15 protein-coding genes are annotated in these 14294 nt (G+C 72.9%); 7 read left to right on the top strand and 8 right to left on the bottom strand.

Translation table 11 applies throughout. From position 1 onward, the window contains the following. Positions 1-84: 84 nt before the first annotated feature. The 3 genes from AN216_RS20900 to AN216_RS20890 all read right to left on the bottom strand — a co-directional run bounded on the left by AN216_RS20900 (position 85) and on the right by AN216_RS20890 (position 2499). On the bottom strand, positions 85-516 hold the full coding sequence (locus AN216_RS20900; protein ID WP_070198254.1) for a PPOX class F420-dependent oxidoreductase: 432 nt from the start codon (positions 514-516) through the stop codon (positions 85-87). 60 nt (positions 517-576) lie between these two features. Beyond that, positions 577-1164 carry a chloramphenicol phosphotransferase CPT family protein gene (locus AN216_RS20895; RefSeq protein WP_070198253.1) on the bottom strand — a complete coding sequence of 196 codons (588 nt, stop codon included), beginning with the start codon at positions 1162-1164 and terminating at the stop codon, positions 577-579. A 222-nt stretch (positions 1165-1386) separates the two neighbouring features. Further along, a complete protein-coding gene (locus tag AN216_RS20890) occupies positions 1387-2499 on the bottom strand; it encodes an alkene reductase (protein WP_070198252.1) in 1113 nt (370 codons plus the stop codon). 62 nt (positions 2500-2561) lie between these two features. Here AN216_RS20890 and AN216_RS20885 point away from each other — a divergent pair, with 62 nt between their 5' ends. Further along, positions 2562-2918, top strand: a complete 357-nt coding sequence (locus tag AN216_RS20885) for a MerR family transcriptional regulator (RefSeq protein WP_070198251.1) — start codon at positions 2562-2564, stop codon at positions 2916-2918. Positions 2919-3033: 115 nt separating this feature from the next. Here AN216_RS20885 and AN216_RS29400 read toward each other — a convergent pair whose 3' ends face one another. Next, positions 3034-3537 carry a hypothetical protein gene (locus AN216_RS29400; RefSeq protein WP_070198250.1) on the bottom strand — a complete coding sequence of 168 codons (504 nt, stop codon included), beginning with the start codon at positions 3535-3537 and terminating at the stop codon, positions 3034-3036. Between the two features lie 171 nt (positions 3538-3708). Between AN216_RS29400 and AN216_RS29395 the strand changes: the two genes are divergently transcribed. Then, complete coding sequence (locus AN216_RS29395; protein WP_070198249.1) at positions 3709-4059, top strand: DUF4333 domain-containing protein; 351 nt, start codon at positions 3709-3711, stop codon at positions 4057-4059. A 162-nt stretch (positions 4060-4221) separates the two neighbouring features. After that, positions 4222-4764: a GNAT family N-acetyltransferase gene (locus AN216_RS20870; protein ID WP_070198248.1), complete on the top strand. Its 543-nt coding sequence runs from the start codon at positions 4222-4224 to the stop codon at positions 4762-4764. Between the two features lie 38 nt (positions 4765-4802). On the opposite strand, the gene AN216_RS20865 is transcribed toward AN216_RS20870, so the two are convergent. The 3 genes from AN216_RS20865 to AN216_RS20855 all read right to left on the bottom strand — a co-directional run bounded on the left by AN216_RS20865 (position 4803) and on the right by AN216_RS20855 (position 7278). After that, the gene (locus tag AN216_RS20865; RefSeq protein ID WP_070198247.1) at positions 4803-5198 is read right to left on the bottom strand and encodes a DUF3592 domain-containing protein; all 396 of its coding nucleotides are present in this window, start codon (positions 5196-5198) and stop codon (positions 4803-4805) included. A gap of 104 nt (positions 5199-5302) precedes the next feature. Further along, entirely contained in the window at positions 5303-6037 is a 735-nt protein-coding gene (locus tag AN216_RS20860; protein WP_070198246.1) for a response regulator, read from the bottom strand. After that, positions 6034-7278 (bottom strand): sensor histidine kinase, encoded by a 1245-nt coding sequence (locus AN216_RS20855; RefSeq protein WP_244502563.1) that lies wholly within the window; start codon positions 7276-7278, stop codon positions 6034-6036. The genes AN216_RS20860 and AN216_RS20855 overlap by 4 nt, the downstream gene beginning before the upstream one ends. Positions 7279-7396: 118 nt before the next feature. Here AN216_RS20855 and AN216_RS20850 point away from each other — a divergent pair, with 118 nt between their 5' ends. The 3 genes from AN216_RS20850 (at position 7397) to AN216_RS20840 (ending at position 11370) form a co-directional block, all read left to right on the top strand. Next, on the top strand, positions 7397-8197 hold the full coding sequence (locus AN216_RS20850) for an ABC transporter ATP-binding protein (RefSeq protein WP_079166800.1): 801 nt from the start codon (positions 7397-7399) through the stop codon (positions 8195-8197). A 140-nt stretch (positions 8198-8337) separates the two neighbouring features. Then, entirely contained in the window at positions 8338-10362 is a 2025-nt protein-coding gene (locus tag AN216_RS20845) for an FtsX-like permease family protein (protein WP_079166799.1), read from the top strand. An 84-nt stretch (positions 10363-10446) separates the two neighbouring features. Beyond that, positions 10447-11370, top strand: coding sequence for an aminoglycoside phosphotransferase family protein (locus tag AN216_RS20840; protein ID WP_244502562.1), 924 nt, complete (start codon positions 10447-10449; stop codon positions 11368-11370). Positions 11371-11463: 93 nt separating this feature from the next. Here AN216_RS20840 and AN216_RS20835 read toward each other — a convergent pair whose 3' ends face one another. Continuing rightward, on the bottom strand, positions 11464-12750 hold the full coding sequence (locus AN216_RS20835) for an adenylosuccinate synthase (RefSeq protein WP_070198245.1): 1287 nt from the start codon (positions 12748-12750) through the stop codon (positions 11464-11466). A gap of 312 nt (positions 12751-13062) precedes the next feature. On the opposite strand from AN216_RS20835, the gene AN216_RS20830 reads away from it, so the two are divergent. Beyond that, positions 13063-14289, top strand: a complete 1227-nt coding sequence (locus tag AN216_RS20830) for a hypothetical protein (RefSeq protein ID WP_070198244.1) — start codon at positions 13063-13065, stop codon at positions 14287-14289. Positions 14290-14294 lie beyond the last annotated feature (5 nt).

Here is a 14294-nt window from a genome sequence, read left to right as displayed (position 1 = left end):
CCCGTGCTGGTGGCGGATCGCGCCATCCACCCGGCCGACGGATCAGCACCCGCCCCTGACTCCGCCGGCACGGCGGGCGTACGCTCACCGCGCCTCGCCCACGTCCCGGGAGCGCCCGTCCGGCTGCTCGGGGTCGATGTGCCAGCTCAGCACCCTTGTCGGGTGGACGCGGATGATGTCGTTGCCCGCCATGCTCGGGTGACCAGGCGGATCATCCACTCGAAGGGGCTCGGCCCGGCCCCGGATCTCGACACCCCGACCCATGCCAGGCTTGATCGCCTCCGGCCCCTCCGCCGGTGTCATGTCGTCGACGACGAAGCTGACCCGGGGATTCTCCTGGACGTTGCGGTACCGCTGGGTTCTGGCGACCCACGGCCCGCCCAGGTCGATGGTCCCGTCGTCGTTGACCCGAAACCCCAGGGGCCGCACCTGTGGTGCACCGGCCCGCCCGACGGTGGCCAGCCGCCCCAACAGCTGGCCGGCCAGATAACGCCGCTCGGCATCGTTGAAGACCACGTCACCGCTCCCTTTCCGCAGGCTGAGATCGTGCGGCGACCGTAGGAGGTGAACTCCACTTCAAGTCAATTCCGCCACGGTCGGCTGTCCGTCCGGTGTCAGACTCCGCGCGCGGAGGCGGGCGAAGGCCGTCGTCACCGGCCAGTGCGGCAGGAAGTCCCGGATCAGCTCGGCACACTCGCGCGGACTCGCGATGCCGGTGTCGCACTCGAGGTCGTAGTCGCCATGCCGGTGAACCAGGGCGTACTGCCGCGCCGCGAGACCGGAGGGACGATCGCCACGGCCCTCCTCCCGACGGGCCAGCTCGTCCGGCGCGCAGTGGACGCCCACGAACAGCACGTCCTCCGCGCGCAGCACCCGCAGACAGTCGTCCAGCCGCCACGGCTCGCTGAGCACATGGTCGACCACGACGTCGTTGCCGGCCTCCGCCATGGCCGCGACCGAGCGGTGGAAGCCCATCCGGGTCCGCCGCAGGGCGGCGTCGAGGTCTGCCGGCGCGAGGGCTGGCTTCGTACGCATCGCGTTGAAGCTGTCCACCGCGAGGTGGAAGAAGACGTCGTCGTCCAGGACGTCGAGCAGTTCCCGGGCGATGCTGGACTTCCCCGAACTGGACGTGCCGTTCAGGAAGATGACCCGGCCGGCCGTCATACGAGGCGCGCGCCTGGATCGTTCGCCGCCGCCCACGGTTCGGGGCCCACGCCACGGGTTCCCGAGGTCGCGCTGGCCAACCGCGCCGTAGCCCTGGCCGGTTCCTCATCGGGAAGCTCCATACACCGGAGCGTAGCTGTGTTCCCGTACGACCTTCGGGCACGGGCGAAGTCGCCCGTGCCGAAGGTGCCTCCTCGCCCCGAGGCGCCGTTGAGCGGGCGGTCACCGTGCCGCGGCGGCGAGCCTCCTGGTGCGCTCTTCCTCAAGCGTCGGGTAGTCGGTGTAGCCCTCGGCACCGGGTGTGTAGAGGTGCTCCATGTCGATGGGTGTGGCAAGCGGGTCGTTCGCAGCGATACGCGCGGGCAGGTCTGGGTGGGTGAGGAACGCGCGCCCGTAGGAGACCAGGTCCGCGTGGCCGTTCGTGAGCACCCGCTCACCCTGGTGCTGGGTGGTGGGCTCGTGGTTCTCGCCGACGTTCGCGATGAGCGTGCCACTCCAGCGTGGGCGCAGGTCGGCCAGTGCGGGGTAGTCGTCGTTGTCGGTCAGGTGGAGGTAGGCCAGGCCGACCGGGTCGAGCGTGTCGAGCAGCGCGCGGTACGCGGGCGCCGGGTCATGCTCGGACATCCCGAACTGCGGGTTTCCGGGGGAGAGTCGGAGCCCGAGCCGGTGCGGGCCGATGCCCTCGGCGACGGCGGTGACCAGCTCGGTGGCGAACCGGGTCTTGTCCTGTCCGTACGCGTCAGTACGGAGGTTGGTGTTGTCGGCCAGGAACTGGTGGGTCAGGTAGCTGTTGGCGCCGTGGATCTCCACGCCGTCGAAGCCCGCCCACAGCGCGTTGCGCGCGGCGGCCACATGGTCGTCGATCGCGGTGCGGATGTCGTCCGTCGTCATCTCGCGCGGCATCGGCGCCTCGGCCTTGCCGTCCTTGACGTGTACCGGACTTGGCACCGGTACGGCGGACGGCCCGGCCGGGATGTCGCCCAGCAGCCGCGAGCGGGGGTGGCCCTGGCGTCCGCCGTGCATGAGCTGCGCGAAGATCCGTCCGCCGCGTGCGTGCACGGCCTGAGTCACCGCGCGCCAACCAGAGACGTGCGCCTCGGTCTCCAGTCCCGGGATGCGCCAGTCGCTCTGGCCCCGACGGTGCGGCCAGATGCCCTCGGTGACGAGGAGCCCGGCTTCAGCGCGCTGCGCGTAGTAGTCCGCGACCACCGGGAGCGGCGTCCCGTCCTCGTGCGCGCGATGCCGACTCATGGGAGCCATGACGAGACGGTTGGGGAGGGAGAGGCTGCCGGCGGAGTAGGGGGTGAGGAGAGCGGAAGTCGCTGTGTTCGTCATGCGGAGACCGTAGAATCTGACACCGGTGTGAGATTCAACCCGGAGTCGTGACAAGGGGAAGCATGAAGATCGGCGAACTCTCCCGACGTACGAGCGTGAGCGAGCGCTCCCTGCGCTATTACGAGCAGAAGCACATGCTCGCCTCCGATCGCACGCCCGGCGGCCACCGGGACTACGCGGAGGCGGCCGTGGACCGCGTGATCCTCATCCAGCAGTTGCTCGCGGCCGGGCTGAGCGGTGACAAGATCGCGAGCGTCCTCCCCTGCATGCGCGACCACGACGGGGGCCCAGCGGAGACGGCGACTCCGTGGCTGGTCGAGCAACTGAAGGGGGAGCGCGCCCGAATCGACCACTCGATCAAGGACCTGCACTACACCCGCGAGATCCTGGACGAGGTCATCGCGACGGCAGAGGGCTGACAGCAGTGGGAGCGGGGGCTGCCTCCGAGCCAGCCCTGCCACGGCTCCGTCAGATCATCGACACAGCGCACGCGCCCACCGCGGCGACCACGACACCCTCACCCGGCGGTCGGAGTCAATGGCCCGGGTCGAGACGCGCGCCGGGGTCGTTCGCCGTCCACAGCTCCGTGACGCGGTCGGCGGCCTTCCGTGCCCCGCGCTGTTTGATCAGGCCCTCCAGCGCGGCCGTACGGACGTGCACGGCGCTGCCGGCACTCTCGGGAGCGCCGGGGCCACCGGCGTGCGGGCGCACCGTGAACGTCACGGCCGCCGGGTTGAGTCCGCCCATGCCGACCCCGAACAGGCCGCGCAGCGCCACCGCTTCGTCAGTCGCGCCAGCCGTGCCGCTCGTACCAGCCGTGGCGTGCGCCGCGCCGCCCGCCTGCTCCAGGACCCGCTGGGCCAGGGCCAGCGCCGCGCTGGGCTCCAGGCCGCTGGTCAGGTCGAACTCCCGGGCGTCCAGCTTGGTGAAGCGCATGCCGCGCCGGGCGCCGGAAGCCGCGCCACGGGTGCCCGAGGCCGCGCCGGCCCGCTGGGCGGTGGCCTCGGTGATCATCTGTTGTTCGTCGGGAAGCTCCATGCGCCCGAGCTTAGGGCTAACGTACGGCGGCCGGGCACGGTCTCTCGTACCTTCGGCCAGGGTGCCGGCGGACCAACCGGCCGTGCGGCCGAGGCGCCGGCCTCGGGTAGAAGTGGAGGCTCGGAGCAGGTCGGCAGCGGGTCGACCGGAAGCGATCCGAGGAGCACCGAAATGAAGCGCATCGTCATCGCCCTGGCCGCGGCAGCCGTGCTGGCGACGGTCGCCGTCGTGGGGTGGAACGTCATGAACAACGAGTCCGTCGCCACCGCGAGCGGCAAGAACCACACGGTGCCCCGCGACGAGGTCGAGCAGAAGACGGCGGACGACTTCGCCCGCCCCTGGGAGGACGCCCCGGAGGATGTGGAGTGCCCGCGCGGGCTGCGCGCGAAGCAGCACGACAGCGTCGAGTGCGAGGCCACCGTCGACGGCGAACGCAAGACGCTGCTGGTCTCCGTGGTCGAAGTGAACGGCGACGAGGTCCGCTTCGACTACAGCGGCCTGGGAGCGAGCAAGGGCGAGTAGTGCGCCGACCGGCGGAAGCCCGTGGCCTGTCGCGAACCCGGTGGCACGCGCCGCCGGGTCTTCGTCGGGCCTTCGTCGTCCGAAGGGACAGCACCTCGGCGCCCCGGCGCCCCCGGACTTATTCGTTTGCCGCCGGTCAGCCAACTCCGGTAGGAAGCCGACATGATACGAAGCGGCAAGGTCGGACTCCGGGCCCGGTACGAGGACGACATCCCGATCCTGCGGACCGAGCTGTACAACGACGTGGTCAACGCCGCGCGGGCCGAGGGCGGGCCGTGGCGGCCGGTCACGCCCGGCTCGAAGGATCCGCGCCTCGTGGTGGATGACCCGCCGGAGAGCTCCGTCCCCTTCTCCGTGGTGGAGCTGGCGGGCGACACCCTGATCGGCACCGCGACGCTGTGGGGCATCGACACCCACCACCGGGGCGCTCACCTCGGGTTGGGGCTGCTGCCCGCCGCCCGGGGCAAGGGCTACGGCACCGACGTGGTCGCGGCGCTCAGCCACTACGGGTTCGTCGTACGCGGCCTGCGGCGGCTACAGATCGACACGCTGGCGGACAACGAGCCGATGCTGCGCGCCGCCGAGCGCAACGGCTTCGTGCGGGAGGGCGTGATGCGCTCCTCGGCCTGGGTGCTGGGCGAGTTCCTGGACGAGGTGCTGCTCGGACTGCTCGTCGAGGACTGGCAGCCGGAGGCGAGGGGCTGAGCCGGACGGGAGCGGCTGAGCCCCGCCAGGCCGAGGGCTCAGCCGTTCCCGAGGAGCAGACCGGCCGGGATGACCAGCCAGGCGATGCCTACCCCGAAGATGAGCAGGACGCTCCCCCTCCGTTTCGAGGTGAGGTCGAGTTGTCCGCCCTTCGGGTCGCCGGGGAGATAGAGCACCGGGGCGGGACCGCCCACCGGCAGGCCCCTGACCCCGGAGAAGCTGGCCTCGAACTCGTGCCGCTCGCCCTTCGCGTCATGGAAGCTGACCACCGCGAAGTAGCTGGGGGTCCCCTGGCTGTAGCTGGCGCGGTGCCGAACCACCAGGCCGTTGGTACGGACTCCCCCGCGCAGGAGACGGCGCTGGTTCACCACTTCACGGAAACCGACCCCGATGATGACGGGGCTCGTCAGCAGAAACAGCCACAGCACCCACATGGTTCGCCTTCCTCCCGTCACGCACGGTTCTTCCCGTGTCCCCGGGAACAGGGACGACGTGCCGGGGCCCGGCGGTTCCGGGCGGCCTGCCGTGGACGGTTGCCTCAGCCGTCCCGCACCACGCCGTGCCGCCATGCCCAGGCGGCGATCTCCACCCGGTTCCGCAGCTCCAACTTCGCCTGAATGCTCGCTAGATGGGACTTGACGGTGGAGAGGGAGACGTACAGCTCCGCGCAGATCTCCTGGTTGGTCCGCCCCACGGCGACCAGCCGCGCCACGTCCAGCTCACGTCCCGACAGCAGACCGGCGGGCGCACCAGAGCCAGCCGTCCCCCGCGCGTCCGACCCCTCCTCGCCCGGCGCCCCCTCTCCCGGCTGCCACTCGCCGAACCGCTCCAGCAGCCGTACGGTCACGGCGGGCGAGACCAGCGCGTCACCACGCGCGGCCGCCCGTACGGCCTCCACCAGCAGCGCCGGGCCCGCGTCCTTCAGCAGGAAGCCGCAGGCGCCGCCGTTCAACGCGCCGTAGACGTAGTCGTCCTGGTCGAAGGTGGTGACCACCACGACACGCAGCGGATCGACCGCCTTCGGACCCGCCAACAGCCGCGTCACCTCCAGCCCGTCCAGCTTCGGCATGCGGATGTCGACGAGACACACGTCCGGCCGGAGCCGCCTGGCCAGCTCGACGCACTCGGCACCGTCGGCCGCCTCGCCCACCACCTCCATGCCCGGCTGTGCCTGGATGATCATCCGGAAGCCGGTGCGCACCATCTCCTGGTCGTCGGCGATGAGGACCCGGACCGAGGTCCCGGGGGCCGCGGAGGTCGCGCTGGTTGTCATGCCGGTGATCCTGTCACGGCGGCGCCGAGGGGGAGTTCGGCCGTCACGGTCCAGCCGCCGTCCTCGTCCCGGCTCGCCCGCAGGGTGCCGCCGAGGGCCTCCGTACGCTCGGTGAGCCCGACGAGGCCGAGGCCGCCGCGACCGCCGAGCGGTTCGGCGCTGGGGGTCTGCTGCCGCTCCGGCGGCGCGTTGCGCACCTCGACCCGCAGCAGTCCCGAGCCGTCCGTCGCCGTACCGGTTCCCGGCGCGGTGACCCGTACGGTGACGGACGGCGTGCCGGGCGCGTGCCGGCGGACGTTCGTCAGGGCCTCGCGCACGACGTTCCGCACGGAGGTCTCCACCTCGGGCCCGGGCCGCAACTGCCGGGCGTCGGCCGCGAACTGGAGGGTGGCGGGGGCGTCCCGCTCGGAGAACGCGGCGACCAGCTCGGCGAGTTCCGTGCACAGTTCCCCGGGACGCACGGCTGCCGCGTCGTCCTCGCGCAGCACCCGGACGAGCTTGCGCATCGACTCCAGGGTCTCGGAGCCGGCCCGCTCGATGCCGTGCAGCAGCTCGTCCATCTGTTCCGGCGCGATCTCCCGCACCGTACGAGCCGCCTGCGCCTGCACGACGATGCCCGTGACGTGGTGCGCGACGAAGTCGTGCAGCTCACGGGCGAGCGCGAGGCGTTCGCTCTGCCGGACATCGGCGACGGCGCGCCGCCGGCGGTGGTCGAGGGCGCGTACGTAGCAGCCGAGGCCGAGGGCGCCACCCGCCAGGAAGGTCAGCAGGAAGGCGAAGAGGAGTGCGCTGTGGAAGTCGTTCAGCCGGAACGGCGCCGCGATCACCGCCGAGGCCAACGCCGCGCTGAGCGCCACGGCCCGCCAGGGTCCCGCCACCTCGCGCACGACCCGTACCAGCAGGAGCAGCAGGCACAGCGTCTCCAGCATGCCCCAGCCGGCGAACGCGGTCCCCGTGTCGAAGGGTCGGCTCAGCGTCAGCGCCCCGGAGACGACCGCCGCCACGCCCGCGCGCCAGTGCAGCGGGACGTGGCTGTCGGACAGCAGCAGCGCGACGGCCGCCACGACCCCCGGGGCCAGCAGCCACCACGCGCCGGCGTCCGCTTCCCAGCCGGAAGCCTGGACGCTGATCACGTCGATCATCCACAGCAGGGCCATACCCGTCCACAGCGCGGTACGGGCGGCGCGGCTGGTCCACGGGGAGCCCGCGGCCTGGTCCTTCGTGTCTCTCGCGGTTAGCACGTTTCGCAGCGTACGGGCGGTGCCGTCGAGCCGGCTCGGCCGAAAGGACGAGGCACCGGCGCCGGACCGGCCGACCGGCCGAGGCGCCGGGCGGTCCCGGACTCGGACGGTGGGTGGCATGAACCAGACCTCCTCCCCACCGGTGCTCAGCGGCATGACGCTGAGCAAGTCGTACGGAGCGACCCGTGCGCTGGACGGCGTGGACATCGCCGTGCACGCGGGCGAGTCCGTGGCCGTGATGGGCCCGTCCGGCTCCGGCAAGTCGACACTGCTGCACTGCCTCGCGAACATCGAGCGCCCGGACAGCGGCCAGGTGCTGCTGGCCGACGAGCGGATCGACGAGCTGCGCGAACCAGCGCGCAGCGAGCTGCGGCGGACCCGCTTCGGATTCGTCTTCCAGTCCGGCCAACTGCTACCGGAGTTGCCGGCCGTGGAGAACGTGGCGCTGCCACTGATGCTCGGCGGCACGCCCCGCCGTACGGCCGAGCAGCGGGCCCGGCAGTGGTTTCCGCCACTGGGCCTGACCGGCAAGGAGGACAGCCGGCCAGGCGCGCTCTCCGGCGGCCAGGCCCAGCGGGTGGCGCTGGCCCGCGCGCTGGTCACGGACCCCCGGGTGGTCTTCGCCGATGAGCCGACGGGCGCGCTGGACCAGGCCACCGGCCAGGAGGTGATCCGGCTGCTGACCGAGGTCACCAGGGAGCAGCGAGCGGCCCTGGTCGTGGTCACGCACGACGCCTCGGTGGCCCGCTGGTGCGACCGTACGGCGCACGTGCGGGACGGGCGGCTCGTGGACGAGGTCGGCGGCGCCGGGAGCGTCGGCGCGGGCCACAGCGGGGCCGACGGCATCGACGTGCCCGACGGCACTGGTTGTACCGACGGGATCGCCGTCGCCGGAGCGCGCGCCGAGGTGCCGCGATGAGGGCGCTGGGGAGTGTTTTGAAAGGAGCGTCGTCCGCCCCCGAAGGGGAGGGCGGGGCGGCGTCAGGTGCGTGCGGTCGCAAGGCGGAGGGAGGAGAGCGCAGCGGGCTGCGCCGACGACCGACAACGCGGCGAGCGTGCGTGCATGGCGCCGCCCCGCAGACGGGACTTCCAAAACACGACCTAGACCGGACCACCTGGACGCTGACCTGGCGGCTGCTGCGCGGCGGAGGGCGGCATGGGCTGCTGACCGCCGGCCTGTCCGTCGCGGCCTCCGCCGTCTGCACGACGCTGCTGCTCCTGTGCGTCGGGGGCAACCTCGGCTTCGAGAGCCGCGCCACGCACGCCGACTGGCGTACGCCCGCCAAGGTGGCGGAGTCGCGGGCGGTGGCCGTGCAGGCGACGGGCACCACCTTCCGCGACGGCGAGCCCGTGACCGTCATCGATGTCGCCGAGCTGCCGGGCGAGCGCGGTGAGGCGCCCGCGCCACCCGGCATGCCGCGCTTCCCCGCCCCGGGCGAAGTGTGGACCTCGCCCGCGCTTGGCGAGCTGCCGGGCGAGGAGACCACCGGCACCCTGGGCTCCGACGCGCTGACACGGCCGGGCGAGAGGGTGGCCGTCGTCGGGCACCACGCCGACGACCCGGAGATGACCACGCCACGCGGCACCGACCCGCGTCGCGCGGGGGACATCGTCACGCCCACGCCCATCGCGGACTTCACCGGCGAGCGCGATCCGGGCGGCCCGCACGCGCCGTACCAGGACCTCATGACGATCATCACGGTGCTGGTGGTCATACCGCTGCTGGTGCTGGGCGCGTCCTCGGCCCGGCTCTCGGTCTCCCGCCGCGACGTGCGGCTGGCCACGCTACGGCTGTTGGGCGCGGCGCCCGGCCGGATCGCGGGCATCACGGCGGCCGAGTCGGCGGTGACCGGCGCGGCCGGAGCGGTCGCCGGCGCGCTGGGTTACGCGGCGCTGCTGCCGCTCGCGAGTCAACTGCCGGTGGCGGGCGGCAGTTGGTTCGTACGCGACCTGTGGGTGGGTACCCCCGTGCTACTCGGAGTGCTCGTGGGCGTGGTGCTGATGGTGGTCGGCAGCGCGCTGGCGGGGCTGCGGCAGGTCGTCGTCGGACCGCTCGGAGTGGTGCGCCGCTCCCGCGCGCCCCGGATGAGCATCGTGCGCGCCGTGCTGTTCGTCGTCGTGCTGCTGGTCTACTGGCAACTGTCCGACAGGCGGGAGCTCAGCGTCGACGCCATGACGTACTTCTTCGCCGTCATCTTCGCCGCGCTGTCCGTCGTCGGGCCGTGGGCGGTGGGCCAACTGGGCACCCTCGTCGCCAGGATGGCACGGCGGCCGGCGACGCTGCTGGCCGGGCGGCGGCTGCTGGACGACCCCAAGTCCGCCTGGCGCGCGATCTCCGGGCTGGCGCTCGCGAGCTTCGTCGCCGGCTTCTTCGCGCTGTTCAGTCTCGGCGGCGCCCCGCCCTGGGGCAGCCCGGACCAACTCGCGCTGGCCGTACCGGAGGAGCGGATCACGCAGGTACGGCAGGAGGCGGGCGAACGGCTGGCACGGGCGGACATCGAGGCCACCGTCGGCACGAACGACGACTGGGTCGCCACCGGCACCGGCGAGGACACCGAGCGCCAGGTCACCGCGACGGTCGCCGACCCGAACCAGCTGGACGCGGCCCGCGAGGTACTGACCGGCCTGCTGCCCGGCCAGTACCCGGTCACGGGCAACGACGTGGACTGGCAGTCTCAGCAGTTCAGCGGCGACTACCAGCACGCGACGTTCGCCGTGCTCGGCGCCAGCTTCGCCATCGCCATCACCTCGACGGGCATCTCGGCCGCCGGCACCGTCCTGGACCGGCGCCGTACGTACGGCCTGCTGCACCTGGCTGGCACCCCGCTCCGGACACTGGACGCGGCCAGGCGTACGGAGTCGGTGCTGCCCGCGGTGGTGCTGACGGGCGGGTCGCTGCTCACCGGGATCTTCTGCGCGGCGCCGCTGACCCTCGCCGGCGGCAAACCGGAGCTCGACGCCGGCAGCACCGCCCTGCTGGCCGGCTGCCTCGCGCTGGGCTTCGTCGGGCTGGCCGGGGCGAGCGCGGCGAGCCGCCCACTGCTGCGCACCGTCGCCCAGGAGGCGGGACCGCGTCCGGAGTAGGGGCGTGGCCTCCCGGCCTCTCCGCGGTGGCCGTGGAGAGGCCGACGGGAATCCGGTTGTCACCCGTCGGCCCGCGGTGGTCGCATGACGTCCATGAGCCTGGAGCAGCCCTCTCCCGTCGCCCCGCCCCCGGACCCGGCCCTGGACGAGGACCTCGTACGGCGACTGGTCGCCGAACGGTTTCCGCGGTGGGCGGGGCTGCCGGTGGAGCGGTGGCCCTCCGGTGGCACGGTCAACGCGATGTACCGGCTGGGTGACGAGCTGGTCGTACGCCTGCCGCTCGGGCAGGGCGGGGCCGAGGACGTGGCGAGGGAGCGGGAGTGGCTTCCGCGTCTCGCGCCCCACCTGCCCGCACGCGTCCCCGAGGTGCTCGGCGAGGGAGCGCCCGCCCTGGGCTTTCCGTGGCCGTGGTCGGTGTACGGATGGCTGGCGGGGGAGCATCCCGTGGCAGGGGCACTCAGCGAGCCGAGTGCGCTGGCGGAGGACCTTGCGGCGTTCGTGACGGCGACCTGGAGCATCACCCTGCCGGCCGGGCCCCGGGCACACCGGGGCGGGCCGGTGACCGCGCTCGACGCGGAGACCCGGGCGGCGATCGAGGCGCTGCGGGGACTCCCGCAGGAGGGCATCGACTGCGACGCCGCGACCGCCGTATGGGAGGAGACGATGCGGACTCCCGGTCCGGACGGGCGGCCGGTGTGGCTGCACGCCGACCTGATGCCGGGGAACCTGCTGGTCGATGACGGGGGCAGGCTGGCCTCGGTGATCGACTTCGGCTGCGCGGGGGTGGGGGATCCGGCCTGCGACCTGTTCCCGGCGTGGAACCTGCTGCCGGCCGACGCGCGGGAGGTCTTCCGCGTGGCGCTGGCCGTGGACGACGCGACGTGGGCGCGTGGGCGGGGACGTACGCTCTCGCAGGCCCTGATCGCGCTGCCGCACTACCGCGAGACGAACCAGGCGATGGCGGGTAACGCCCGACACGTCATCCGGGCGGTGCTGGACGAGGGTTGAGCGCCGCCCGGACACGGCGGGGCCGCCACCGGCGTGGCCGCGTGGTTGCCGTACCGGACGACGACACCACGCGGCCAGGCGGCTCCAGGAGGCTCAGCCCAGGAAGGAGTTGACCTGGATCGTCTCGTCCCGCCCCGGCCCGACCCCGATGGCGGAGATCGGCGCGCCGGACATCTCCTCCAGCGCCTTGACATACGCCTGGGCGTTCTTCGGCAGGTCGCCGAAACGCTTCGCCTTCGTGATGTCCTCGCTCCAGCCCGGCAGGTAGTCGTAGATCGGCTTGGCGTGGTGGAAGTCCGTCTGGTTGTACGGCAGTTCCTCGACCCGCTTGCCGTCGATCTCGTACGCCACGCAGACCGGGATGCGCTCCCAGCCGGTGAGCACGTCCAGCTTGGTCAGGAAGAAGTCGGTCAGGCCGTTGACCCGGGTCGCGTACCGCGAGATCACCGCGTCGAACCAGCCGCAGCGGCGGTCACGTCCGGTGGTGACGCCGCGCTCGCCGCCGATGTCGCGCAGCGCCTCGCCATCCGCGTCGAACAGTTCGGTGGGGAACGGTCCGGCGCCGACCCGGGTGGTGTACGCCTTGAGGATGCCGATGACCCGGTTGATCCGGGTCGGCCCGACGCCCGAACCCGTACAGGCGCCGCCCGCCGTCGGGTTGGAGGAGGTGACGAAGGGGTACGTCCCGTGGTCCACGTCCAGCAGCGTGCCCTGGCCACCCTCGAAGAGGACGACCTTGTCGGCGTCCAGCGCGTCGTTCAGCACGAGCGCGGTGTCGGTGACGTGGTCGCGCAGCGGCTCGGCGTATCCGAGGAGTTCCTCGACGACCTGTTCGGCCACTATGGCGCGGCGGTTGTAGAGCTTGGCGAGCACCTGGTTCTTGTGGTCCAGCGCCGCCTCGACCTTCTGGAGGAGGATCGACTCGTCGAAGAGATCCTGGACACGGACGCCGACCCGGTTGATCTTGTCCGCGTAGGTGGGGCCGATGCCACGGCCGGTGGTGCCGATCTTCCGCTTGCCCAGGAAGCGTTCGGTCACCTTGTCGAGCGTGGCGTGGTACGAGGTGATCAGGTGCGCGTTGCCGCTGATCAGCAGCTTCGAGGTGTCCACGCCCCGCTCGCCCAGCCCGCTCAGTTCGGCGAGCAGGACCTCCGGGTCGACGACGACGCCGTTGCCGATGACCGGGACACAACCGGGCGAGAGGATGCCCGAGGGGAGCAGGTGCAGCGCGTACGTCTGGTCGCCGACGACGACCGTGTGACCGGCGTTGTTGCCGCCCTGGTAGCGCACCACGTAGTCGACCGAGCCACCGAGCAGGTCGGTGGCCTTCCCCTTGCCCTCGTCACCCCACTGAGCACCGAGCAGCACAAGTGCGGGCACAGGCGTACACCCCTTCCGGGCGGGGCATGTGCCAGGTGCGTGGCGGTTTCGCCACCGCGAGAGCCGTGCACCGGTGCCCCGGATAGATACAGCCCCTGGCGCAACAGCGACAGGGGCTCTTGCACCGAGAGATTACCGGACCCGGTCGCCGGGGTGCGAACACCTCCCCGGCGGGACCGCGGGGCGAGTGCGCTGGCGGCGGGCGCCGCCACCGGCGTACGGGACCGGTCCCACGCGAGGCGGGCGGGCGAGGCGGGCGCGAGCCGCGCGCACGGCTGCGTACGGCCCGTACGGCCCGGAGAAAGGAACGAGGTGTCGGCTCCAGATCTGCTCGTCGTCATCGACCCTGCCGCACGACAGGCGGACGGGGAGTCCGTGCGCATCACGCGGGACGTGCTGTGCGCGGGAGCCCCCGGCACGAAGGTGTGCCTGCCGAAGGACCGGGAGGAGGCGGCGCGGGCACTGAGCCGGCGCGGCGGCAGACGCCCGGTGGTGGTCGGCGACGACCGGGCGTTGCTGCGTACGGTGCGGCAGTTGCACCAGGAGCGAGGGCTCGGGGACGCCGCGCTGTCGGTGGTTCCCGTGGGCACTCCGGCGAACACGACGCTGCTGCGCGCGTTGGGCGTGCCGGCCGGCCCGGTGGCGGCTTCCCGGGCGGTGCTGAACGGGCCGGAGCAGGCGCGGGACCTGCTGGTCGACGACAGCGGCGGGGTGGTGCTGGGCGCGCTGCACGTCCCGGCGTGGCCCAGTCCGTACGACAAGCCGGGTCGTGCGGAGAGCGGCGGCCCGGGCGGGAGTCGGGGTGGCGGCCGGGGGGCGGCCGTGACCGGCGGTACGGCACGGGACGGGCCCGCGGAGGGGAAACCGGAGGAAGGGGAACCGGCGCGGGACGGACCGGCGCGGGCACCAGCACCGGACGCACGAGCGCCGGACTGCCGGCCCGGCGAGTCGGTCGGCGGCGCAGCGCACGCGCCGGCGTCGGACGGGGACGCCGACGCGGTCGACGGGACGACCGCCGCCGCCCTGGGCGAGCAGTCGCCCGGTGGGACCGGGCGACCACGCGAAGGGCCGCCCGAGGGGGCGACCGGCGGATCGACCGGGCCGACGGGACCTCCCGGGCCTCCCGGACCTACGGGGCCGATGAGACGCGGTGCCCGTTCGCTGCTTCGTACCCTGACCCACCCGGTGCCGCTGCTGACCGGTCTGACCAAGCCGAGCGGCCCGGCCGCCTGGTGGGGCCGCACGCCGGAGTGGGACCAGCGGCTGCGGGTGGAGGCGGACGGCGCGGTGCTCGCCGACCTGGACCGGCCCGTCACGCAGGTGTCGCTGGCACCGGGCTACGGCGGCTTCGCGGAGGTGGTCGTGCGTGAGCGGGCCGGGGAGCCGGTGCGGGCACGGGCCCGCACGGTCACCGTGTGCGGGGCGGACTTCCACTACCGCGCGGACGCGCTGATGTCCGGGCCCGTACGGTCGCGCACCTGGACGGCGCTGGAGGCGGCCTGGCGACTGACGTTGCCGACGGCTCCCGAGGAGGGCTGACGCGG

The organism is Streptomyces oceani, assembly GCF_001751245.1.
Lineage (GTDB): Bacteria > Actinomycetota > Actinomycetes > Streptomycetales > Streptomycetaceae > Streptomyces > Streptomyces oceani.
Note: the sequence above shows the minus strand (reverse complement) of the source record. Positions and strands in the feature narration are given on the sequence as shown.

What these genes read in the sequence shown, in the direction of transcription:
- AN216_RS20850 (WP_079166800.1), top strand. Translation starts at nt 7,397, where the DNA reads ATGAACCAGACCTCCTCCCCACCGGTGCTCAGCGGCATGACGCTGAGC.
- AN216_RS20840 (WP_244502562.1), top strand. Translation starts at nt 10,447, where the DNA reads ATGACGTCCATGAGCCTGGAGCAGCCCTCTCCCGTCGCCCCGCCCCCG.
- AN216_RS29400 (WP_070198250.1), bottom strand. Translation starts at nt 3,537, where the DNA reads ATGGAGCTTCCCGACGAACAACAGATGATCACCGAGGCCACCGCCCAG.
- AN216_RS20870 (WP_070198248.1), top strand. Translation starts at nt 4,222, where the DNA reads ATGATACGAAGCGGCAAGGTCGGACTCCGGGCCCGGTACGAGGACGAC.
- AN216_RS20860 (WP_070198246.1), bottom strand. Translation starts at nt 6,037, where the DNA reads ATGACAACCAGCGCGACCTCCGCGGCCCCCGGGACCTCGGTCCGGGTC.
- AN216_RS20865 (WP_070198247.1), bottom strand. Translation starts at nt 5,198, where the DNA reads ATGTGGGTGCTGTGGCTGTTTCTGCTGACGAGCCCCGTCATCATCGGG.
- AN216_RS29395 (WP_070198249.1), top strand. Translation starts at nt 3,709, where the DNA reads ATGAAGCGCATCGTCATCGCCCTGGCCGCGGCAGCCGTGCTGGCGACG.
- AN216_RS20885 (WP_070198251.1), top strand. Translation starts at nt 2,562, where the DNA reads ATGAAGATCGGCGAACTCTCCCGACGTACGAGCGTGAGCGAGCGCTCC.
- AN216_RS20895 (WP_070198253.1), bottom strand. Translation starts at nt 1,164, where the DNA reads ATGACGGCCGGCCGGGTCATCTTCCTGAACGGCACGTCCAGTTCGGGG.
- AN216_RS20890 (WP_070198252.1), bottom strand. Translation starts at nt 2,499, where the DNA reads ATGACGAACACAGCGACTTCCGCTCTCCTCACCCCCTACTCCGCCGGC.